The organism is Betaproteobacteria bacterium, from assembly GCA_016709965.1.
In the GTDB taxonomy this organism is placed as follows: Bacteria; Pseudomonadota; Gammaproteobacteria; order Burkholderiales; family Rhodocyclaceae; genus Azonexus; species Azonexus amarohabitans.
The window spans coordinates 1,589,468-1,609,789 of the sequence record JADJLT010000001.1; the positions used below are offsets into that span (position 1 = coordinate 1,589,468).

General features: G+C 59.3%; 19 protein-coding genes and 2 pseudogenes. 7 read left to right on the plus strand and 14 right to left on the minus strand.

Translation table 11 applies throughout. The annotated features are described in order from the left end of the window. Positions 1-133 precede the first annotated feature (133 nt). The gene (locus tag IPJ12_07835) at positions 134-673 is read right to left on the minus strand and encodes a lipocalin family protein (GenBank protein ID MBK7647052.1); all 540 of its coding nucleotides are present in this window, start codon (positions 671-673) and stop codon (positions 134-136) included. A 162-nt stretch (positions 674-835) separates the two neighbouring features. Here IPJ12_07835 and IPJ12_07840 point away from each other — a divergent pair, with 162 nt between their 5' ends. The 6 genes from IPJ12_07840 to IPJ12_07865 all read left to right on the plus strand — a co-directional run bounded on the left by IPJ12_07840 (position 836) and on the right by IPJ12_07865 (position 6,609). Further along, positions 836-1,576: an SDR family oxidoreductase gene (locus IPJ12_07840; protein MBK7647053.1), complete on the plus strand. Its 741-nt coding sequence runs from the start codon at positions 836-838 to the stop codon at positions 1,574-1,576. Positions 1,577-1,584: 8 nt separating this feature from the next. Beyond that, positions 1,585-2,043 carry a DUF3429 domain-containing protein gene (locus tag IPJ12_07845; GenBank protein MBK7647054.1) on the plus strand — a complete coding sequence of 153 codons (459 nt, stop codon included), beginning with the start codon at positions 1,585-1,587 and terminating at the stop codon, positions 2,041-2,043. A 27-nt stretch (positions 2,044-2,070) separates the two neighbouring features. Beyond that, positions 2,071-2,418 carry a hypothetical protein gene (locus tag IPJ12_07850; GenBank protein MBK7647055.1) on the plus strand — a complete coding sequence of 116 codons (348 nt, stop codon included), beginning with the start codon at positions 2,071-2,073 and terminating at the stop codon, positions 2,416-2,418. Continuing rightward, a complete protein-coding gene (locus tag IPJ12_07855; protein MBK7647056.1) occupies positions 2,408-3,754 on the plus strand; it encodes an AarF/ABC1/UbiB kinase family protein in 1,347 nt (448 codons plus the stop codon). Before IPJ12_07850 ends, IPJ12_07855 begins: the two co-directional genes overlap by 11 nt. Before the next feature lie 211 nt (positions 3,755-3,965). Then, on the plus strand, positions 3,966-4,763 hold the full coding sequence (locus IPJ12_07860; GenBank protein ID MBK7647057.1) for an HpcH/HpaI aldolase/citrate lyase family protein: 798 nt from the start codon (positions 3,966-3,968) through the stop codon (positions 4,761-4,763). Positions 4,764-4,833: 70 nt separating this feature from the next. Next, on the plus strand, positions 4,834-6,609 hold the full coding sequence (locus tag IPJ12_07865) for a sigma 54-interacting transcriptional regulator (protein ID MBK7647058.1): 1,776 nt from the start codon (positions 4,834-4,836) through the stop codon (positions 6,607-6,609). A 650-nt stretch (positions 6,610-7,259) separates the two neighbouring features. On the opposite strand, the gene gstA is transcribed toward IPJ12_07865, so the two are convergent. From gstA to IPJ12_07910, 9 genes and pseudogenes are all read right to left on the minus strand, one after another. Beyond that, positions 7,260-7,865: a glutathione transferase GstA gene (gstA, locus tag IPJ12_07870; protein MBK7647059.1), complete on the minus strand. Its 606-nt coding sequence runs from the start codon at positions 7,863-7,865 to the stop codon at positions 7,260-7,262. A 158-nt stretch (positions 7,866-8,023) separates the two neighbouring features. After that, positions 8,024-8,449: a tautomerase family protein gene (locus IPJ12_07875; GenBank protein ID MBK7647060.1), complete on the minus strand. Its 426-nt coding sequence runs from the start codon at positions 8,447-8,449 to the stop codon at positions 8,024-8,026. Between the two features lie 18 nt (positions 8,450-8,467). Beyond that, positions 8,468-9,223 carry an SDR family oxidoreductase gene (locus tag IPJ12_07880; GenBank protein ID MBK7647061.1) on the minus strand — a complete coding sequence of 252 codons (756 nt, stop codon included), beginning with the start codon at positions 9,221-9,223 and terminating at the stop codon, positions 8,468-8,470. Positions 9,224-9,285: 62 nt separating this feature from the next. After that, complete coding sequence (gene dmpG / locus IPJ12_07885; GenBank protein ID MBK7647062.1) at positions 9,286-10,341, minus strand: 4-hydroxy-2-oxovalerate aldolase; 1,056 nt, start codon at positions 10,339-10,341, stop codon at positions 9,286-9,288. After that, on the minus strand, positions 10,338-11,255 hold the full coding sequence (locus IPJ12_07890) for an acetaldehyde dehydrogenase (acetylating) (GenBank protein MBK7647063.1): 918 nt from the start codon (positions 11,253-11,255) through the stop codon (positions 10,338-10,340). Before IPJ12_07890 ends, dmpG begins: the two co-directional genes overlap by 4 nt. A 147-nt stretch (positions 11,256-11,402) precedes the next feature. Then, positions 11,403-11,627 (minus strand): tautomerase family protein, encoded by a 225-nt coding sequence (locus tag IPJ12_07895; GenBank protein MBK7647064.1) that lies wholly within the window; start codon positions 11,625-11,627, stop codon positions 11,403-11,405. A gap of 21 nt (positions 11,628-11,648) precedes the next feature. Beyond that, positions 11,649-12,452, minus strand: a complete 804-nt coding sequence (gene dmpH / locus IPJ12_07900; protein ID MBK7647065.1) for a 2-oxo-3-hexenedioate decarboxylase — start codon at positions 12,450-12,452, stop codon at positions 11,649-11,651. After that, a complete protein-coding gene (gene dmpE, locus IPJ12_07905; GenBank protein MBK7647066.1) occupies positions 12,449-13,246 on the minus strand; it encodes a 2-oxopent-4-enoate hydratase in 798 nt (265 codons plus the stop codon). The genes dmpH and dmpE overlap by 4 nt, the downstream gene beginning before the upstream one ends. Before the next feature lie 7 nt (positions 13,247-13,253). After that, a pseudogene (locus IPJ12_07910) lies at positions 13,254-14,357 on the minus strand (2-hydroxymuconic semialdehyde dehydrogenase). 290 nt (positions 14,358-14,647) lie between these two features. On the opposite strand from IPJ12_07910, the gene IPJ12_07915 reads away from it, so the two are divergent. After that, positions 14,648-16,252, plus strand: coding sequence for a hypothetical protein (locus IPJ12_07915; GenBank protein ID MBK7647067.1), 1,605 nt, complete (start codon positions 14,648-14,650; stop codon positions 16,250-16,252). A gap of 445 nt (positions 16,253-16,697) precedes the next feature. On the opposite strand, the pseudogene IPJ12_07920 reads toward IPJ12_07915, so the two are convergent. From IPJ12_07920 to IPJ12_07935, 4 genes and pseudogenes are all read right to left on the minus strand, one after another. Further along, positions 16,698-17,678: pseudogene (locus IPJ12_07920) on the minus strand (IS66 family transposase). A gap of 86 nt (positions 17,679-17,764) precedes the next feature. Beyond that, the gene (locus tag IPJ12_07925) at positions 17,765-18,103 is read right to left on the minus strand and encodes a transposase (protein MBK7647068.1); all 339 of its coding nucleotides are present in this window, start codon (positions 18,101-18,103) and stop codon (positions 17,765-17,767) included. A gap of 97 nt (positions 18,104-18,200) precedes the next feature. Continuing rightward, positions 18,201-19,172 (minus strand): lipase family protein, encoded by a 972-nt coding sequence (locus tag IPJ12_07930; protein ID MBK7647069.1) that lies wholly within the window; start codon positions 19,170-19,172, stop codon positions 18,201-18,203. Beyond that, positions 19,159-20,184: a hypothetical protein gene (locus IPJ12_07935; protein MBK7647070.1), complete on the minus strand. Its 1,026-nt coding sequence runs from the start codon at positions 20,182-20,184 to the stop codon at positions 19,159-19,161. Before IPJ12_07935 ends, IPJ12_07930 begins: the two co-directional genes overlap by 14 nt. Between the last annotated feature and the right edge of the window lie 138 nt (positions 20,185-20,322).

A 20,322-nucleotide genomic window follows, 5' to 3' on the forward strand; every position in this document is an offset into this window, starting at 1 on the left:
CGTCAAAAGCGAAAAATCCTCGGACTGGCGAACATCCGCGCCAACAATATTTCATTTTTTGCCGAAAAACGCGGTTGACCGCAGCAACGGCTAATTTTGCCCGGCAAATCAGTATTTTCGCCGCCATGTGCGATCAGTCTGCCCGCTGGTGCGCCACCCAGATCAGCTTGTCGGTTACAAAGCCCAGCGCCCTGGCCTTGGCGAGCAGTTGCTCGCGGACCTCACCCGGCAAGGTCTTGTCGCGGGAGAGTATCCACAAATAATCACGATCCGGCCCGGCGACCAGCGCCCAGCGATAGTCCTGCTGATCCAGCGCGATCACGTGATAGCCGCCGTAGAAGGGGCCGAAGAACGACACCTTGAGTGACGCGGTGTTGCTGTCACCGATGAACACGGCGCGGCCGATGGCCTCCTTCCAGGCTTGTCGCTGCACGTCGTAACCCCGGTTGATGACCCTGACGCTGCCGTCTGCTGCCAACTGGTAGGTGGCATTCACGTCGCTCATGCCGCGCTCGAATGAATGGTCGAGCCGGGCTATCTCGTACCACTGCCCGAGATAGCGCTGGATGTCGAAAGGACTGACGGGCTGCAGACCCTGGGGTGGCGCGGTGACACAAGCGGCCAGCGAGAGCGCCGACAGAACGGCAAGGATGGTTGAACGAAGGTAAGGCATGGATGGCTTTCTGAGTGATTTCAAAAAAAGCTGGAACACCATTAATTCTATTTTGTCCTAGACAAATATACAGACCGATCGCAATATTAAGCCGATTAATCGACATGCCGGTATATTTCACACACTTCGTTCAGGACATCACAAGCAGCATCAGGAGAGCACATGAACAAAATCGCACTTATCACCGGCGCGGCTGGCGGCGTCGGGCGTGCCGTAGCGGAACGATTGGCGGCCGAAGGATGGCAATTGATTGTTGCCAGCCGCAGCGGCGAACGCCTGTCAGCCTCCTTCGGCGAGCACCACCTGCAGGTGGTGGCGGATTGTACGACGGTGGCTGGCGCCCGGCAGATTCTGCGAGCAGCCCAAGACCACGAGATGCTACCCACCGCACTGGCCCATTGCGTTGGCAATATCCGCCTCGGCGCCATGCACCGCATGAGCGAGGCTGATTTCAACGATTGCCTGAATGCCAATCTGATCAGCGCCTTTCATACCCTATCCGCCTTTGTCGGCGCCTTGCGCGAGGCGCGCAGTGCCGGTGCCGCCGTACTGGTTTCATCCGCCGCGGCACGCATTGGTACCCCCAATCATGAAGCGGTTGCCGCTGCCAAGGCCGGGCTGGAGGGATTGGTGCGTGGGGCCGCAGCGACCTATGCCGCCAACGGCATTCGCATCAATGCAGTCGCCCCCGGCATCATGGAAACACCTGCATCCGCCGGCGTTATCGCCAGCCCTGCCGCCCGTGAGGCCGCCGCCCGGCAGTATCCCCTGCCCGGCATCGGCTCACCGGATGAACTGGCAGAACTGATGGTCTGGCTGTTGTCCGACTCGGCGGCCCGCGTCACCGGCCAAGTCTGGTCGCTCGACGGCGGCTTTTCCAGTATCCGCCCCATGGTCAAGTGAGCGCTACCATGACTGAAGAAAAACTGCTGGCGCCGCCCCGAACTGTGGCGTGGCTCGGCTACGGCGGGTTGATACCTTTCCTGACCCTGGCAACGGCCAGCCTGCTCGACCGGCACCACGGCGCCATCTGGAGCGATGCGCTTTACGGCTACGCCGCAATCATCCTCAGTTTTGTCGGTGCTTTGCACTGGGGCCTGGCGATGGCTCTCCCCGGGCTCACCGAACGCCAGCGCTCGGCCTGGTTTAGTTGGAGTGTTGTACCGGGGCTGATCGCCTGGCCGGCCCTGCTCTTATCGCCGCCACTTGCGGCACCGTTGTTGCTGATCGGCTTCATCGCCCACTATCTGCAAGACCGGCGGCTAGCCCGCCAGGGCACGCTGCCCGACTGGTATCTGCCGCTCCGCCGCCGTCTGAGCCTTGTCGCCTGTACCTGCCTGGTGGCCGGCGTTTTTGCATCCTGTGTTTAACTACGGAAAACACTTGGAGGTCACCTCATGAACCTGTTCAATCGTTTGCCCGGCTTTCCCCACACACCGGCTGGACGGGAACGTGTCGTGCTCCGTCTGTTACCCCGGGCTTTCCTGATCGGCACGCTGCTGTTGGCCATTCCCTCGCTGCTGGCGAGACTGGTCGCCAGCCCGGAGAATGCGCTGGCCGTCACCACCACTGACATTTACGTGATCAGCTTCATCATCCTGCACTGGACCGTGGTTTTCACGGTTGGCATCGCTGCTTTCATCATCATGATGATGAAAGGGCCGGCCTATGTCGCCGACCCCTATCCGCTGGCGGAATCGGAAACACCGGATGCAGCGCCGAAATGGCCGCCGCATGACCGATAAGCCGGTAAAGAAAACCGCTGCCGTCCCCGATGGTCGCTGGTCGCGACTAGCGCGCCTGGGCTCTCTGGCAGGCGGCGTGGCCGGCAATATGCTGGCGGAGGGAGCGCGTCAGTTTGCCCAGGGCAAACGCCCGCAACTCCAGCAACTGCTACTGACGCCCGCCAACGCCCGCCGGGTGGCCGACCAACTGGCGCAGTTGCGCGGTGCGGCGATGAAAGTCGGGCAATTGCTCTCGATGGATGTCGGCGACCTGTTGCCGCCTGAGCTGGCAGACATCCTTTCCCGGCTGCGCGCCGATGCCGTACCGATGCCGATGAGCCAGGTGGTCAGTGTCCTCAATGCCAATTGGGGCGAAGGCTGGGATCAGCATTTCGAGCAGTTTTCCTTTACCCCGGTAGCCGCTGCATCAATTGGCCAGGTGCATTTCGGACGACGCAAGGATGGACGGCAGGTGGCCATCAAGATTCAGTATCCCGGTATTCGTCGCAGCATCGACAGCGATGTCGACAACGTCGCTACCCTGCTTCGCGTTTCAGGCTTGTTGCCAAAGTCGCTGGATATCAAGCCGCTGCTCAACGAAGCAAAACGGCAGTTACATGACGAGGCCGACTATCGCCGGGAAGGCGCCTGCATGATGCAGTTTTCCAGCCTGCTGGCGGATGCCGGCGAATTCGTGGTGCCCGCCATGCACGACGACCTGACCACAGAAAATACTCTGGCCATGACACGCCTCGACGGGGTGGCGGTGGAGACCTTGGCGCATCTGCCGCAGGCCGAGCGCAACCGCCTCGTTGGTCTCCTCTTCCGTCTGCTGTTTCGCGAAATATTCGAGTTCCGGCTGATCCAGACCGACCCGAATTTTGCCAACTATCGTTACGTAGCAGCATCGCAGCAACTTATCCTGCTCGACTTTGGTGCCACACGCGCCTATCCCGCCGCGATGGTCGACAGCTATCGGCAATTGATGATCAGCGGCATACGCAACGACCGACAGGGCATGAACGCGGCCGCCGTGGCAATCGGCTATTTCCAGCAGGACATCAAGGAAGGCCAGCGCCAGGCTGTGCTCGACATTTTTGCGCTGGCATGCGAACCACTCAGCCACACCGGCGAATATGACTTTAGTTGCTCCGACCTCGGCATACGCATTCGCGACGCCAGCATGGTGCTCGGCATGGATCGCGACTTCTGGCACACCCCGCCAGCCGACGCCCTCTTTCTCCACCGCAAGCTGGGCGGCCTTTATTTGCTGGCGGCAAAACTCAAGGCGCGGGTGGATCTGAATGACCTGGCGACCAAGTTGCTCCGGCTGGAAACGGCCGTGTCCGTCGCCTAGTTAATCAACGCTACTGCATCAGTTCAGCGTGCGGACAACGAGCAGCCATACCTGAGCGGTATCGGTTTGCACATCGATTTGTATTAGACAGCATCCCCATCTCGCCACATAGTGAATGGTTTCAAAAAACCGCCAGTCGCGCCGAGAATTGATCCGCGATGCGCCGTAAATAGTCATTCACACAGCAAAAACATTTGGACGATGCCTTGTCATGGACATGCCCTTGAACAACTTCAAAGCCCAGCTCCGTAACAACGAAATTTTGCTCGGTCTGTGGCTTGGTCTCAGTGAAACCTTCAGCGCCGAAATTTGCGCCGGGGCCGGCTTCGACTGGCTCTTGATCGATGGCGAACACGGCCCCAACGATCTGCGCAGCATCCTGGCCCAACTGCAAGCCATCGAGCCCTATCCATCGCATGCCGTCGTCCGCCCGCCGCAGGGCGACCATGTACTGATCAAACAATTGCTCGAAACCGGCGTCCAGACACTGCTCATTCCGATGGTCGAAAGCGCTGGACAGGCAGCCGGCCTGGTTCGCGCCATGCGCTATCCGCCGGCAGGCATTCGCGGCGTTGGCGCCGCCCTCGCCCGCGCCTCGCGCTGGGGCCGAGTCGGCGATTACAGCGAACAGGCCAACGCCCAAATGTGCCTGCTCCTGCAGGTCGAGACAAAACTCGGCTACGACAACCTCGACGAGATTCTGGCGGTCGACGGCGTAGATGGTATTTTCTTCGGCGCCGCCGACCTGGCTGCCTCCTATGGTCTGCTCGGCCAGTCCAACCACCCGAGCATCGTTGAGGCCATCGAAGTCGGCCTGCGCAAAACCCGGGCGGCCGGCAAAAGCGGCGGCGTCCTGTGCGGCGACAAGGCCATCGTGCAGCGCTACTACGACGCCGGCGCCCGCTTCATCGCCGTTGGTGTCGATGCCCTGTTGCTCGCCGCCGCGACCAGCAATCTGCGTCAGGAATACCGGCCGGAACCTGGCGCCCAAAGTGCGGCCAGCTATTAGCCAAGGCCGGCGATAATCAACGCGTCCGCCGGTTTTCTGGGCAGAGACGACGCCCAGCGAAGGAGAGCGTATGGATAACAGCCCGAAATCAACGCAAGAAAAAAACATTCGCCTGCTACGACCGAATGCCCACGACCAATATCGGCTGCCCGATATCGACGACCTAGCGACACGCCTGCGCTTCGTTCCGGCCAAAGGCGAAATCTGGTTCGACGACCGGCGCATGGTGCTCCTGCACAATTCCTCACTAGCCGCCATCCGCCGCGAGCTGATTGAAACCGTCGGCATCGAGAAGGCGCGCGGGCTGATCACCCGCATGGGCTACCAGTCGGGCACCCGCGATGCCGAGATGGTTCGCCGCATCCGCCCCGACACCAATGATTTCGACGCCTTTGCGGTCGGCCCGCAGATGCACGCGCTGGAAGGCTTCGTCTCGGTCGAGACCCTGGCCCTCGATGTCGATGTCGAAGCCGGGCACTTTTACGGCGAGTTCATCTGGCACAACTCGGCCGAAGCCGAGCAACACCTGGCCACCATTGGCGCCAGCAGCGCGCCGGTTTGCTGGTTGCAACAGGGTTACGCCAACGGCTATTTGAGCAGCTTCCTTGGTCGCCAGATGCTGGTCCGCGAAGTTGAGTGCAAGGCCATGGGCGCGCCAGCCTGCAAAATTGTCGGCAAGGCGCTCGACCAATGGGAAGACCCGGATACCGATTTTCGCTATCTGCAGGCCCAGGATTTCGTTCAAAGCCCAAGCCACAAAAAGTTCATTTTCCCCCGTGGCGATACCGGCACCAGCGAGGTCAGCGACAAGATCAATCTGGTCGGCGTTTCCTCTGGTTTCAATACCGTCTGCCACATGATCCAGCGCGTCGCGCCAACGCGGGCCACCGTGTTATTTCTCGGCGAAAGTGGCGTCGGCAAGGAGCAGTTCGCCCGCACCCTGCACAACATCAGCGACCGCGCCGACCAACCCTTTGTCGCCATCAACTGCGCCGCCATTCCCGAACAACTCATCGAATCAGAACTGTTCGGTGTCAAAAAAGGCGGCTTCAGCGGCGCCAGCCAGTCCCGCCCCGGACGTTTCGAACGGGCCGATGGCGGCACCCTTTTCCTCGATGAAATCGGCACCCTCAGTCTGGTGGCCCAAGGCAAGTTGCTTCGGGCGCTGCAGGAAGGTGAAATCGAACGTATCGGCGATACGCGCGTACGCCAGGTCGATGTCCGCGTCGTCGCCGCTACCAACGAAAACCTCCGGGCGCTGGTCGAAGCCGGCAAATTCCGCGACGACCTGTTTTATAGAATTAATGTCTTTCCGGTCAACATTCCGCCTTTGCGCGAACGCAAGGAAGACATTCTCCTGCTCGTCGAACACTTCCTCAATCGCTACTGTGCCCAGCACAAGCGCAAGGTCACCGGCTTCACCGAAGCGGCGCTCGAAGCCCTGCTCTTCTACGCCTGGCCGGGGAACATCCGCGAGCTCGAAAACCTGATCGAACGTAGCGTCATTCTGGCGCCGGAAGATGGCGGGATCGACATTTCGCATCTGTTCACCAGTGGCGAGAATATTCGGCGCGAGCCAGTTGTGCCGGATGCTGCGGCGGGGCTGGCGGATGATTCGGCTGGTTCGAAGGAATCGGGAGCGAATCTATCGGCGCAGATTCGGGAAGCGCTTGCTTCGGGGCAACTCTCGCTGGACAGCCTTGAGGAAGACGCCATTGGGCAGGCGTTGCATCTGGCGCAGGGGAATGTTTCCGGGGCGGCCAAGATACTTGGGACGACGCGGGCGCGGGTGGCGTATCGGCTTTCTGGGCGGAAGGTGGCGCATCCTGCCGAGGACAAGGAATAGCTGCGGCTATTTGTTTGAGGCGTTTTGTTGATTGCTTGGCGGATGCCTGATTAATTCGCTTGGGGTTCCGGGTGATTGGCATGGGGTTCCGCCCTTGCGGGGCGTCTCACTTTTTCTTGCTTCGCCAAGAAAAAGTAAGCAAAAAGAAGGCGACCCTGGGTCGGTGCCGGCTGCGCCGGTTCCCTGCGCTACTCGGGACTGGCGGGGGCTGCGGAACTCGGGCTTCGCCCTCAGACAGTCCTCGCCCTTTTTCCGCCAGCCCCTGCGTTGCTCGGCACCTCTCAAGGGGCCCGGTGAAACGATCCGGGTTTGAGCTTGGGTGCCTGAATCGCTGATTTCATTTTTGGCCGTTTTTTCCGGTTGACCGTGGGAATCGCTTTTGCGGGCACACAGGTTGAACATGGACGCTTTTCGGGTCCCCGTGGAAGGCGCTGAGCAACGCAGGAAGGCCGGGAGCAGTCGGCGAGGACTGTCTGAGGGCGCAGCCCGAGTTCCGCAGCCGCCCGGTCTTTCGAGTAGCGGAAGGAACCGGGCAAAGCCCGGCGCCGCCCTCGGGGTCGCCTTTTCTTTGGCTACTTTCTTTTGGCGAAGCAAAAGAAAGTACGCCCGCCAGCAAGGCGGAAACCCATGCTAAACCAGCCTTGCAAAGGCTAAATCAACCCTTCCTCCCGCATTGCGGTCTGCACCGCCGGCCGCGCCATAACCCGCTGCTGATAGGCCGCAATCGCCGGCCACGGCGCCAGATCAATCTTCTGAAACCGCGTCCAGCCAACGACCGTAAACAGATAGGCATCAGCAACACAGAAATTGGCGCCCGTCAGGTATTCGCGGCCGGCCAGCATTTTGTCGACGTAGCCGAAGCGGCGCTCGATAGCAGCCAAGGCAGCCGCTTTCCAATCAGCCGAGGCATTCGGATTGAACAACGGGCTGAAACTCTTGTGCAACTCGGTGCCAATAAACGTCAACCATTCCTGCACCCGTGCCCGCTCGATGGTTCCGGCTGGCGGCAACAGGCCGGCCGCGGGTTTGAGGTCGGCCAGATACTGGACGATAGCCGGGCCTTCGGTGAGCAGTTGGCCATCGTCGAGTTCCAGCGCCGGGACGTAGCCCTTGGGATTGATGGCGGTGTAATCGCGGCCATCGTCGGTCAAGTGCGTGGCCAGATCAACCTTGACCAGTTCGTGCGGCAAACCAAGTTCGCACAAGACGATATGGGGTGACATCGCGCAAACGCCGGGGGTGTAATAGAGCTTCATGTCTTCTCCTGGATTGAACTGCGTTGGTTATTTTTTGGGGTAAAGCCGTTCATCGAAATCGCCCAGCGCTTTGACCGCGAGATCTTTGAGTGCGCTGAAGAAGGACTTGGTCTCGTAATGGGTGTGAACAATCAATACTTTCATCAATCTCTCCAGACCTACTTGCCTTCAGCCGACAGCCGGCGCGCTTCGATTTCGGCCTGACGCAACTCGCTGGCCAGCGTCCCGCCAATGCACCAGTCAGAGGGCGCCACCGGCACGATGCCACCGCGCACATTGGCGCGTGGTGCGCCGAGTATGTCGACGACGAGATCGGTAAAACCGCGGAGCAAGCGCTGACGGTCTTCCTGCGAACGCCCTTCGAGCACGATGAAGGAAAAGTACGGGGCTACCTGCGCATGCTGGCTAGCCATCTTGCCGCCGATGCAGGAATGCTGCGGTGCATGCTCGGAAACAAAGACGCGAACCCGATCAATTGGACAGGCCAACACTTCGGCGAACAAGGCACTGGCTTTGAGCAACAAGGTTTGGACCTTGGCAGCTTCGTGCTGCCCCTGGACAAGATGAAAATTGAGAATCGGCATTTTGATTTTGGCCCTTTTTTACGGTAGACCGCGGCGACGGCCCGAATCGAGCATCAGGGAAGAACCCGTCATTGCCGACGCTTCCGGCGCCAGCAGCATTTCCAACGCCCAGGCAACCTGACCCGGCTCGGTGAAAGCGCCTATCGATGATTCAGCGCGCATGGTGTCGAGCACAGCCTCGACCGTCGTACCCAGCATCTTGGCGCGATCCGCCGCCACGCGGCGCAGACGTTCGGTATCGGCCGGGCCGGGTGCGACGAGGTGCGCCGTGATGCCGCGCTCACCGCAGGCCAGACTCATCTGGCGCACGACATTGACCAGCGCGGCATTGCCAACACCGGCCGCAGCGGCATAGGCCGTCGGCTCAAAACCGTAGTGGCCGCCGATGGCAACCAATCGTGAATTTGGCATCAAATTCCGGTCGACCGCACGAACCAGGCGCAGAAAGCCGCCCACCTTGATGTTGACCGCATCGATCAACGCCTTGGTATCGATGGTCAGCACGCCACCGCCGACCGCGACGCCGGGACCGTGAACAACCATGCGCACCGGGCCGGGCAGAGCAGCCCTGATCACTTCTATCGAGGCGTCGTCGGAAATATCCGCCGCGCAGGGCACCAACCCCGGATTTCTCGCGGCCAGTTCGGCCAGCGACGACACACTGCGCGCTATGGCCAGCACCCCCAGACCGCGGGCGAGAAAGCGTTCCACCATGACCGAACCAAAGGCCCCTGTGGCACCGACGACGACGACCCATTCCTTTATTTCTGCCATGTCTTTCTTCTCCCTTTGCTAGTCAAAGGAATGGCCGAGGCCATTCCTCGACGGACAGCCTATCAGGCCGCCGCATCCTTGAGCAGCCCGCGTTCCTTGGCCATGGTCATCGCGGTATCGACAATCATGTCTTCCTGGCCGCCGATCATTTTCTTGCGGCCAAGTTCGACCAGGATATCGCGCGACGGCACGCCAAAGCGTTCAGCAGCCCGTTTGGCGTGAAGCAGGAAGGTCGAATAGACGCCGGCAAAACCCAGCGTCAGGGAAGAACGGTCGACGCGAACCATGTGGTCCATCATCGGCACGATGATGTCCTCGGCCATGTCCATGAGCTTGAACAAATCGCAACCAGTCACGATGCCCATGCGTTCGCACACCGCGGCAAACACTTCGAGCGGCGTATTGCCGGCGCCGGCGCCAAGCCCAGCCACCGATGCGTCGATGCGGCTGGCACCTTCTTCAATGGCGGCGATGGAATTGGCGATGCCCATACCCATGTTGTGGTGGCCGTGGAAACCGATTTCGGTTTCTGGCTTGAGCACCGCGCGCAAGGCCGCAACCCGCGCCTTGACGTCTGCTGGCAGCATGTAGCCGGCCGAGTCGGTGATGTACACCGTCTGCGCGCCGTAGGATTCCATGAGCTTGCCCTGCTGCGCCAAGCCCTCCGGCGTATTGAGGTGGGCCATCATCAGGAAACCGGTGGTATCCATGCCCAGCTTGCGGGCGAAGGCGATGTGCTGCGGCGAGGTATCAGCTTCGGTGCAGTGGGTGGCGACGTGAACGCTGCGCGCGCCGCAGTCGTAGGCCGACTTGAGCTCCTTCATCGTGCCCAGGCCGGGAATGAGCAGGACCGACACCACGGCCTGCTTCATTTTTGACGCCACCGCAGTGATGTATTCCTCGTTGCTGTGCGGCGCAAAGCCATGCTGCAGCGAGTTACCGCCCATGCCGGCACCATGCGTCACCTGAATCAGCGGCACACCGGCATCATCGAGCGCGGTGGCGATGCTGACCATCTGGGCTATGCTCATTTGCTCGCGCTTGGCGTGCATGCCGTCGCGCAGGCACATGTCGTGAATGATGATCTTGCGACCCTTGAGACTTTGCTCGGCGCTCATGACGCGACCTCCGGTGACTTGAGCTGGATGCTGCCAGCGATGATTTCCTGGGCGAACATTTCGGCCGTGCGCGTCGCGGCAGCGGTCATGATGTCGAGATTGCCCGCGTATTTCGGCAGGTAATCGCCGAGGCCAGCGACTTCCATGAAGACCGTGACACGCTTGCCGTCAAACAACGGGCCATTGACCAGTCGGTAACCCGGCACGTATTTCTGTACTTCCTTGATCATCTCGAGCACCGACTCGGTGATGCGCGCCTGATCGGGTTCGTCATCAGTCAGGCAGGAAATGGTGTTGCGCATCATCATCGGCGGCTCGGCCGGATTGATGATGGCCAACGCCTTGCCCTTGCGCGCGCCACCGACAATTTCGATGGCGTTCGACGTGGTGTAGGTGAATTCATCGAGATTGGCGCGGGTGCCCGGACCAATCGATTTCGAGGCCAGGCTGGCGACGATTTCGCCATAACCGACAGCCTGAATGCGCGACACGGCGAAGACGATGGGAATCGTTGCCTGCCCGGCACAGGAAATCATGTTGACGTTCATCTCGACCTTTTCGGCATGCGCCTTGAGGTTGACCGGCGGTACACACAAGGGGCCGATGGCGGCCGGCGTCAGGTCGATCATCATGACGCCGAGTTCATTCAGCTTGCGTGAATTCTCGGCATGCACGTAGGCGCTAGTCGCATCGAAGGCGATCTGGATATTGTCTTCCAGCACGTACGGCAGCAGACCATCGACGCCGGCTGCCGTGGTTTTCAGACCCATATCGCGGGCGCGGGCCAAGCCTTCGGATTCCGGATCGATACCGACCATCCAGACCGGCTCAAGGTAGGGGCTGCGCTGAATCTTGTAGATCAGGTCGGTGCCGATATTGCCGGACCCGATCAGCGCGCATCTGATTTTCTTCATGTTGCTTTTCTCCTGCCATGCTCGAGGCACGGCGGTGGTTTAGTGGAGGCCCCTCCTCCCCCTTCAAGGGGGAGGTCGGGGTGGGGATGGGTTTCTGAAGCGTGAGAACCCATCCCCACCCCGGCCCTCCCCTTGAAGGGGATGGAGTTAGTCGGAAGTCTTCGCGGCGGCTGCGGCCGCCTGTTCCTGCTTGCGCCCGGCGGTCACGCCGCCGACCGAAAATTCTTCGCTGCCGTGTTCGGTAATCAGCAGGCGAACCTGCTCCGGACCGACGCCCAGCGTCCGTGTAACCGCCTCGGCCACAGCTTCGGCCACAGCGCGTTTTTGTTCGACGCTGCGCCCCACCATCAGGTGCATTTCAATGATTGGCATACGGTGTCCCCTCCGATATTTTTATTCAATAAAGCGCATCGACACGCTGCCCAGCTCCTGGAAGCGCGCCACGATGCTGTCGCCCGGCTTGACCGGAATGGCTTCGGTAATGCCGCCACTCATCACGAAGCTGCCAGCCGGCAGCTCCTCACCCAGTTCGTCGAGAATATTGACCAGCATGGCGATGGCCTCAGCCGGATGACCGAGCACGGCCGCCGAAGCGCCGAGCGTGACGATCTCGCCATTTTTTTCCATGACGACGCCGAGCGTGCGCAGGTCGATATCGTCCGGATAACGCGCCCGACCACCGCCAACGAAGCGCGCTGACGAGCCGTTGTCGGCGACGACACTTTCCAGATCGAACTTGAAACCTGAGAATCGGGAGTCGATGATCTCGACGGCCGGCAGCACATAATCGGTCGCATCCAGGACATCCTGCCGCGTGCAGTTCGGGCCTCGCAGTGTTTTCTTCATGACAAAGGCGACTTCGCACTCGACACGCGGGTGCACCAGATCGGAGGTCTTGATCGCCGAGTTTTCCGGACGCGCCATGCGGTCAGTCAAAAAGCCGATGGACGGCACATTGACGCCCATCTGGACCATCTTGGCCTTCGAGGTCAGGCCGGCTTTCCAGCCGACCTGCCGGTGGCCAGCGGCAAGGAAGCGACGACGCAGCTCGAGCTGCACGGCGTAGCCATCGCCGATGGTCATGTACGGGTATTCGTCGGTCAGTTTCGGGATGGCATAGGCGCGGGTTTGCGCGCCTTCGACGCGTTCACATAGACGAACAATGTCCTCGCGACCGAGGGTGACAGTCATGCTCATGCTTTGCTCCTTCCCGAAAACTTCACCGAGCAGGTGCCGAGGCCGCCCACAGTGCAGACCAGTTCATCGCCATCGACGACTGGTACGAGCGCCGATTGCGAACCGGACAGGATGACTTCGCCGGCCTTGAAGGGAATGCCCAGTTCGCCCAACGTATTGGCCAGCCAGGCCACGGCGTTGGCCGGCGAACCTTGCACGGCGGCGCCAACACCGGTCGAGAACAACTCGCGGTTCTTTTCCAGCACCATGCCGGCCAGCGTGATGTCGAGCTGGCGCGGGTCACCCTTCGTTTTGCCCAACACATAGACGCCGCAGGAAGCGTTGTCAGCGACAGTGTCCTGAATCTTGATCTTCCAGTCGGTGATGCGCGAATCGACAATCTCGAAGCACGGCAGCACGTAGTCGGTGGCGCGAATGACGTCCATCGCCGTGATGCCCGGCCCCTTGAGGTCTGCCTTCATGACAAAGGCCAGCTCGGCCTCGGCCTTGGGCTGAATCAGCGTGGCGAGATCGATGGTGTCGCCTTCCTGATAGACCATGCCGGAGAGCACCATGCCGAAGTCGGGCTGATAGACGCCGAGGAAATCCTGCACCGGCTTGCTCGTCGCGCCGATCTTCTTGCCGATGATGGTTTCGCCTGCCTGCACACGGCGGGCGACGAAGCGCTCCTGAATCAGGTAGGCGTCCTCGATAGTGATGTCAGGTTCGCGCTCTAACAGCGGGCGCACCGGACGACAGGCGAGCCAGGCTTCGTACAGTTCGTCGCCATAGGCGGTGATTTTTTGTGGGTCCATGTTGGCCTCAGAGCTTTACGCAAATGTTGCGAGTCTCGGTATAAAACTCGAGCGAGTGCACACCACCCTCGCGACCAATGCCGGACTGCTTCGAACCGCCGAATGCCGTGCGCAAATCGCGCAGGAACCAGCTGTTGATCCAGGTGATACCAACTTCGATGCGTGCCGCGACGCGGTGGGCTCGGCCCAGGTTGGTCGTCCACACGGTGGTCGACAGGCCGTAGTCATTGGCATTGGCTTTGTTGATCACTTCGTCTTCATTATCGAAGGGGCTGATATGGCAGCACGGCCCGAAGATTTCTTCGCGAATAACGGTCGCCGTTTCCGGCAGCCCGGTCCAGATAGTCGGCTGGACCCAGTGGCCTTCGGTCAGCTCGGCCGGCATGGTCGGCACACCGCCGCCAGTCACGACCGTGGCGCCCTCGGCCGCCGCCTTGGCGTAGTAGGACATGACCTTTTGCTTGTGCTCGGCGCTGATCAGCGGGCCGTAATTTGCGTTCTTGTCATCCGGGCGACCGAACTTGACGGCTTCGGCCTTCAACTTGAGTGCCTGAACGAAGCGCTCGAAAATCGGCCGCTCGACATAGACGCGCTCGGTGCCCAGACAGACCTGTCCGGAGTTCAGGAAAGCCGAGCGGAAAATGCCGTCGACCGCCGCATCGAAGTCGGCATCGGCGAAAACAATGCCGGCATTCTTGCCGCCCAGCTCAAACGACACATCGCGCATGCCTTCGGCGGCGGCCTTCATGATGGCGGTGCCGGTGCGCGTTTCGCCGGTAAAGGTGATGGCATCGACGAGCGGATGCTGGGTCAGGAATTCACCGGCCGAATCGGGGCCGAAACCCTGAATGACGTTGAAGACGCCTTTCGGGATGCCGACCGTATTCATCACCTCGCCGAGCAGCGTCGTGGTCAGCGGGGTTTCTTCGGATGGCTTGACCACGACGGTATTGCCACAGGCCAGCGCCGGACCGACCTTCCAGGTCATCAGGAGGAAAGGCGCGTTCCACGGGGAAATAACCCCGACCACGCCCTTCGGGACACGGATCGCATAGTTCAGTGCGCCGGCGCCATCCGGCGTCGCCATCTGGAAACTCTCGGCCGGCACGTTGGCGCAGCTATGAAACTTTCATGTACCAGTTTTGTCATAAGTAAGTTATGACAATCCGCTGAACTGAGCTATCTCGTGACGTATAACTTGAACCGGCACTTCACTGTTATTTACGTATTTCTAAAAATTGACCAACGAGGCGGTTTATGGGCACGATAAATCTTTCGCTAGTTAGTGCAGTGGTCTTTATTGCTGTCACTTCATCATTTTCAATCGCGGATCAAATACCCAGCCACATCTCAATAAACCCTCCAGCCTTAGCGAGTAGTTCGTGGGGTGACGAAATACGTTTGCGCCGTGACCGAATTGATAAGGTGATCGCCCAGAATAGAAACGGCTTTGACGCATTTGACTACGGATCATTGGGTGATGCGACTCTTGAAATGATCCCGTTTGTGATATTTCGTGTACTCCAAGAACTAGAACCAAGTACATTCGGCGACGCCGCACTGAACAGTTATGGATTTTTCCCGCGGACGGATACGCCCAGTCGTCACAATGGCCTTGCCTGGACGCGTCCAGCCTCATCAGGAAGCGCTTTCGAAGTCCGATATATGACGCGAACTTGCGCAGGTTGCCACACCGGCCGTGTCCAACTTTCCGATGGAACCATGCGGATACTGAATGGCGGCGTAAATACCGAGATGAATGCCCATCGATTCATTGGGCAACTGACGTCTGCACTCAAGATAGCCCTCTCGACGTCGAACGACTCTGCCGATTACAAGACTTTCCGAAATCAGGTGCTTGCGGTCATTGCAAGCAAACCTGCCGAATGGTTTTGGGGTGCGAACTCAGAATTGATTCCACCTTCGGCCGCCGCGAAGGAGGTTGGAATTGTCGTTTCTAATATCGATGACATTCTGTCAACGATGCGCAAAATGAATGATCGTCGCTTGAGCGGATTGAGTCTCGTCCAGAAGCATAGCTACAACAATTATCCCAACCCACCTAACCTCACGGCTGGTGCCCCAGGATTGGTTGAAACCTCCGGGCTAGGCAGCGCCAGTCTCGTCCCCAAGATGGGCATCGAAAAAATCGCCCTGCTCCTCCCGCCCGGTCCCGCAATGGCAGATATTCCTGCTGTTTGGGGCATCGATCCGGGAGGCTACGCAAATTGGGATGCAACCCTTAAGGGGTTTGCCCGCTCTCTGACATCATCCATGGCTGTCGTTGGCAATCCTGCAAAGATTGATTTGCAGCAGAACCTGCTCATTCAGGCTTTTCTTCCGAAGCTTCCACCTGAGCCTTATCCATTTGCTATTGATCTTGCATCTAGGGCCCGCGGTGCTGCCACATACCGCAAAAACTGTAGTGGGTGTCATGATGGCTTACCTGGGAAGAGCCGAAATTCAGTTATTTTTGATGTCGACACCGATCCGCTGCGCGCCAATGCCATCACCCCGATGACAGCGGAGGTTATGAGTAAGGCAATCAAGGATATATGCCCGGAGACGCAACCTGAGTGTAGATTTAAAATGGGCGAGATCGTGGTTGATCCTTCATCAAAAAGAGGCTACGTCGCAAGCCCGCTTCGCGGTATATGGGCGCAAGCACCCTATTTACACAATGGATCCATCCCCACGCTACGTCAGTTGCTAGTTCCGAGATTACGAATAAACAGCCCGTTCTTACGAGGCAGCATTTCCTACAATGAAAAGGATGGTGGCTGGGAGTCGGACCCCGCGAAGGAAGAAAACCTTCGTAAGCTTGGGCAAAGCGCGGTCGCAATACACGACATCCGCCAGGCGGGCTTCAGCAATGCGGGTCATGGATCCGTCAAAAAGCCATTTATTTTCGACGGACGAGGTGCAAAGGTACGAATCGCGTGGTCCGACAGCGATAGGGATACGCGCGTGGTCGACGACTTGATCTCCTATCTGTTATCCCTTTGAGGCTAAAAGCACCGCCTCTTCACCCACCAAGCCGCTCCAGTACCGATCAACTGCGCGCGCACGGTAGCAGGCTGCTTCTATAATGCGTCTCTGCGACCCTGCTACTCGCCACCAAGAGGCTTAGTCCGAGTCGGCTATGGCTCGCGTTCGGGCGGAAGGCAACCGACCCGCTTGGCTAATTCCAGAATGCTGATTTGGTACTCGCTCATCCTGTGATTCCCCAACATCGAGATCCATCCCTTATGACTCTCGATCGTACGCACGCTGTTTGAGTCAGCGGAGAGATCAGCATACGGTTCCGGACGCCAGAACAACTCGTATAACCACCGCCATGCAGGGTTCACGATCAGCATGACGATGCCAACCGGGCCGCACCGAGCTAAACGCGTAAACTGATTACGGACGTAACCGTCCGGTCACCACCGTCTTTCCGAGCTGACCGGAATCAGGGAGCAGCGAGTTCAGAGGTCTTGGTAATCTGCGCTGCGACATTCCAAGGCAGAAGGTCGTCGAGTTCGCTGACTCGGTAGTCGGCAATTCGCTCGATGACGAAACGCAGATAGGCTTCCGGGTCGAGGCCATTGAGTTTCGCCGAACCGACCAGGCTGTAAATGGCGGCAGCACGATCACCGCCGGCATCCGAGCCGGCAAACAGGAAATTCTTTCTTCCCAGCGCCACCGCCCGCAGGGCTCGTTCGGCCGCATTGTTGTCGATCTCGATGCGTCCATCCGAGGCATAGCGAATCAGCGCCGGCCAATGGTTCAGGGCATAGCCGATGGCCTGGGCCAGGCCGGATTTCTTCGACAGTTGTCGTCGGGTATCGAGCAGCCAGGCATGGAATTCGTCGAGGATGGGCTTGGCCTGCTCCCGCGCCTTGAGTCGGCTGTCGGGTGGTTGTCCACGAACGGCGCTCTCAATCGCATACAAGGCCGCAATCCGTTTGAGCGCCTCGGCCGCAATCGGTGAGCCTTGGGCCTGGTGAATCTCGTAGAACTTGCGGCGGGCGTGGGCCCAGCACGCGGCTTCCAGAATCTCACCTCCGGCATACAAGGCATCGAATCCGGCAAAGGCATCGGCTTGCAGAATGCCCTTGAACGATTTCAGATGGCTCTGCGGATGCTCGCCCTTGCGGTTGGGCGAGTAGGCGAACCAGACAGCGGGCGGCATGTCGTTTCCGGCCGGCCGATCATCGCGGACATAGGTCCATAGCCGCCCGGTCTTGGTCTTGCCATCGCCCGGCGCGAGGACTGGCACCGGCGTATCGTCGGCATGCAGCTTCTCGCCGGCCAGCACGTGCTGGCGCAGCCGTTCCACCAAGGGGCGCAGCAGCGCTGAACATTGCCCCACCCAGTCGGCCAGGGTCGAGCGTTCCAGATCAACACCTTCCCGGGCATAGATGCCGCTCTGCCGATACAAGGGCAGATGAACGATGCTGGCCAGGCCATCAAAGCCACGACGCATATCGGTCACGCCGGCGGCGAGCCAGATCCGGGTGCCGCTGGGCAGACCGATCATCGCTGACGCAGGGTGGACAGAACGGTTTGTAGCACATCGAGATCAACCCGGCCGCGCACCGAGACTCGGGCACGGGAAAACTGGATGTCGATGCTGCCTTCCTGCGCACTCGGTGCATCCGGCATGGATGCCAGCTCCGGGGTGATCGTCACCGGCAGCATTTGGGGTTGAGTAACCCCTGCCTTCGTCGCCAACAATTGACGCCGCCATTTATGAAGTTGATTGGCGTTGATCCCGTGGGCCATTGCCACCCCAGCAATCGATGCCCCGGGCTGATCGCTGGCTTCTACTGCGCGTTGCTTGAATTCGAGGCTGTGCGTCCGTCGGGTGCCCATATCGTGTCCGCTAAAAAATTGGCGGACACCAGCAAGCGTCCGCCAGCCAAGCTTCTACGATCTAAAACTTCAAAAACAGACGGTCATGGCCGGACGGTTACTTACGGACTCGACTTGCAGGCGGAACATGAGGCACCCAATCGCGGTCGTGCACGAAGTGGAAGTGATGTCCCCGATGCTCTCTTTCGAACGCCGCCACCCACGCCTGGCTCCCAACTCTCGGGGCCCCCACAGTCAAGAGTCGCACCTCTTGGGACAAGTTCAACTGTGAGGACAGCTTTCGGTAGATCGAGAAGCAGAGCGCGGCGATTGATCCTCCCAACGAGTGACCAACGAATATCACGTGCTTCTTAGAGGCGAGATCATCGCGCCCCTCGTTGAGCGCTTTAGAGCCCTTCAAGGGGACAGGTCCAATACGAACAAGACTCTCGAGGAAGCCGCTCTCCCATGCAGCCATAAATAACGTCACGAACATCGCACTCAGCAAGGTGGTCGCAAGCACCCAGCCCATGCCTAGACAAGACCAATGAGCCGCGAAAAAACCGACGACCCCTCCCAATAAAAACAGTGCCGCGTGCCGCCAGCGACGGCGAGAGAACACTCCGTCGAAGTCGGCGCTTTCACCCTTCTCACCGAGAAACGGACTGATGAGCAGGTCGCAGTCGTACCACAAACGCGAGGCTGCCCGTGCAAAGCCTTGGTGGACTTCGCCCGGAAGCACCTGCTGAAATGCCCCACCTTGATGTGTGATCTTGGCTGCCCCCACTAGGTCGTCGTCAAGCACCAAGTGACGGATTGTGACCGCTTGAAGGTTGGTTAAGATTAGATTGGCGCAGTTGTCCGTGCCGCGAAAGACAACATAGGCTGTGTCTTCGGATAAGTAGATTCGGGCCAAAATACTGCCACGCAACTTTGATTCTTTGATCTCAATTCGCTGCTTCAGTTGGACGTTCGGCACGTGCTCTTTGATTTCGTCCTCGGGATCGTAGCTCTCAATGCAGAGGTCGAGCGCAGTTTCAAGAACAACTTGGTCTAGCCAAGCGGGCAACGGCGCATCACTTTGGGTCATTGTCGGGAGCAAACGCTGAGTTGATCAGACTGCAAGACAGCGCCTGCATAGAATGACTTCCGACGGTGTCACCAGAATCCAAATAGTTGAATCGAATTTCCCATATCGCGGGTTTCTCAGCTTTGGGGGTAACCACGTACCCGATTAATCGCCGCGGATACGCCAAGATCTCACCGTGTTCAAAGATTCGATGGATGTGAAGCTTCTCAGCGTTGGCGTCTCGAATGACCGTATCCCGCACACTTGACCAGCCTGTGACAGGGGAGGGGTTGAACGCAAAGACCTGTGACACGCGCGGGACGGGTTTGCCATCAGAGGTTAGCGGAGCGACAGAATACGCAAAGTGCTGCGCAAGGCCTCCTCCTAAGGAGTGGCCGGTGGCGTAAATCTTGACGTCAAGGTCGGGATACTGGTTAGCAAGCTCATCGACGAATAGCTCCGCAAATTTGGTCGAGATGTCACTGTACTGGTCGTTGAACCCTGGAAAAAACCGCGAAATCCGCACCCATCGAAAGTTTGCGAGCCAATCAACCAAGCTCGTAAATTCGGTTCCACGCATTACAACAACGACCGACCGGTCGGAATCATTGCTCCAGACTTCTAGGTACAGGCCGTGCCTAGCCGCGAATTCGACGAAGTCCACGTTCGGAAAGGCAGTCCACCGCCGCCAGCGTTTGCTCCATCCTATCGCTGCCTCAGGACAGCATTTGGCAATGGAGGCCTCGATATCAGGTGGCTCCCTGATAGTCTTCGAGTCATCGAGGTAGACCGCATCGCTGAGGACAGCGTATTGCCAATACTGGCGAGCGAGCTCGCGTTGATCACCGTCCCGATAGCAAAACGTTCCCGGGACCCGCACGTATGCCTGGCTACTGGTCTGCCCAAACATCGCGAGGCAGTGCTCCTCATGTCCGACGCTCGGTACGAAGACGGCATCGTCGCCTGCCCCCGCCGTGTTGCCTAAAATGGCCGCGATGCTAACGCCGATACTGGTGATGATTCTTCTAGACATCTCGGCTCACCCTCCATCTCGCTCGTGCACAGAATTGCAGCGACGTAGCCACCTGGCAAGGAGACCAGGGCCTTCGATACTGCGACAGCATTTCCGACGACCCTGCCTCATGGCCTGCGCCAGTCGAAGATGAGAGCA

What these genes read in the sequence shown, in the direction of transcription:
- IPJ12_07835 (MBK7647052.1), bottom strand. Translation starts at nt 673, where the DNA reads ATGCCTTACCTTCGTTCAACCATCCTTGCCGTTCTGTCGGCGCTCTCG.
- IPJ12_07840 (MBK7647053.1), top strand. Translation starts at nt 836, where the DNA reads ATGAACAAAATCGCACTTATCACCGGCGCGGCTGGCGGCGTCGGGCGT.
- IPJ12_07845 (MBK7647054.1), top strand. Translation starts at nt 1,585, where the DNA reads ATGACTGAAGAAAAACTGCTGGCGCCGCCCCGAACTGTGGCGTGGCTC.
- IPJ12_07850 (MBK7647055.1), top strand. Translation starts at nt 2,071, where the DNA reads ATGAACCTGTTCAATCGTTTGCCCGGCTTTCCCCACACACCGGCTGGA.
- IPJ12_07855 (MBK7647056.1), top strand. Translation starts at nt 2,408, where the DNA reads ATGACCGATAAGCCGGTAAAGAAAACCGCTGCCGTCCCCGATGGTCGC.
- IPJ12_07860 (MBK7647057.1), top strand. Translation starts at nt 3,966, where the DNA reads ATGGACATGCCCTTGAACAACTTCAAAGCCCAGCTCCGTAACAACGAA.
- IPJ12_07865 (MBK7647058.1), top strand. Translation starts at nt 4,834, where the DNA reads ATGGATAACAGCCCGAAATCAACGCAAGAAAAAAACATTCGCCTGCTA.
- gstA (MBK7647059.1), bottom strand. Translation starts at nt 7,865, where the DNA reads ATGAAGCTCTATTACACCCCCGGCGTTTGCGCGATGTCACCCCATATC.
- IPJ12_07875 (MBK7647060.1), bottom strand. Translation starts at nt 8,449, where the DNA reads ATGCCGATTCTCAATTTTCATCTTGTCCAGGGGCAGCACGAAGCTGCC.
- IPJ12_07880 (MBK7647061.1), bottom strand. Translation starts at nt 9,223, where the DNA reads ATGGCAGAAATAAAGGAATGGGTCGTCGTCGTCGGTGCCACAGGGGCC.
- dmpG (MBK7647062.1), bottom strand. Translation starts at nt 10,341, where the DNA reads ATGAGCGCCGAGCAAAGTCTCAAGGGTCGCAAGATCATCATTCACGAC.
- IPJ12_07890 (MBK7647063.1), bottom strand. Translation starts at nt 11,255, where the DNA reads ATGAAGAAAATCAGATGCGCGCTGATCGGGTCCGGCAATATCGGCACC.
- IPJ12_07895 (MBK7647064.1), bottom strand. Translation starts at nt 11,627, where the DNA reads ATGCCAATCATTGAAATGCACCTGATGGTGGGGCGCAGCGTCGAACAA.
- dmpH (MBK7647065.1), bottom strand. Translation starts at nt 12,452, where the DNA reads ATGAGCATGACTGTCACCCTCGGTCGCGAGGACATTGTTCGTCTATGT.
- dmpE (MBK7647066.1), bottom strand. Translation starts at nt 13,246, where the DNA reads ATGGACCCACAAAAAATCACCGCCTATGGCGACGAACTGTACGAAGCC.
- IPJ12_07925 (MBK7647068.1), bottom strand. Translation starts at nt 18,103, where the DNA reads ATGGGCACCCGACGGACGCACAGCCTCGAATTCAAGCAACGCGCAGTA.
- IPJ12_07930 (MBK7647069.1), bottom strand. Translation starts at nt 19,172, where the DNA reads ATGACCCAAAGTGATGCGCCGTTGCCCGCTTGGCTAGACCAAGTTGTT.
- IPJ12_07935 (MBK7647070.1), bottom strand. Translation starts at nt 20,184, where the DNA reads ATGTCTAGAAGAATCATCACCAGTATCGGCGTTAGCATCGCGGCCATT.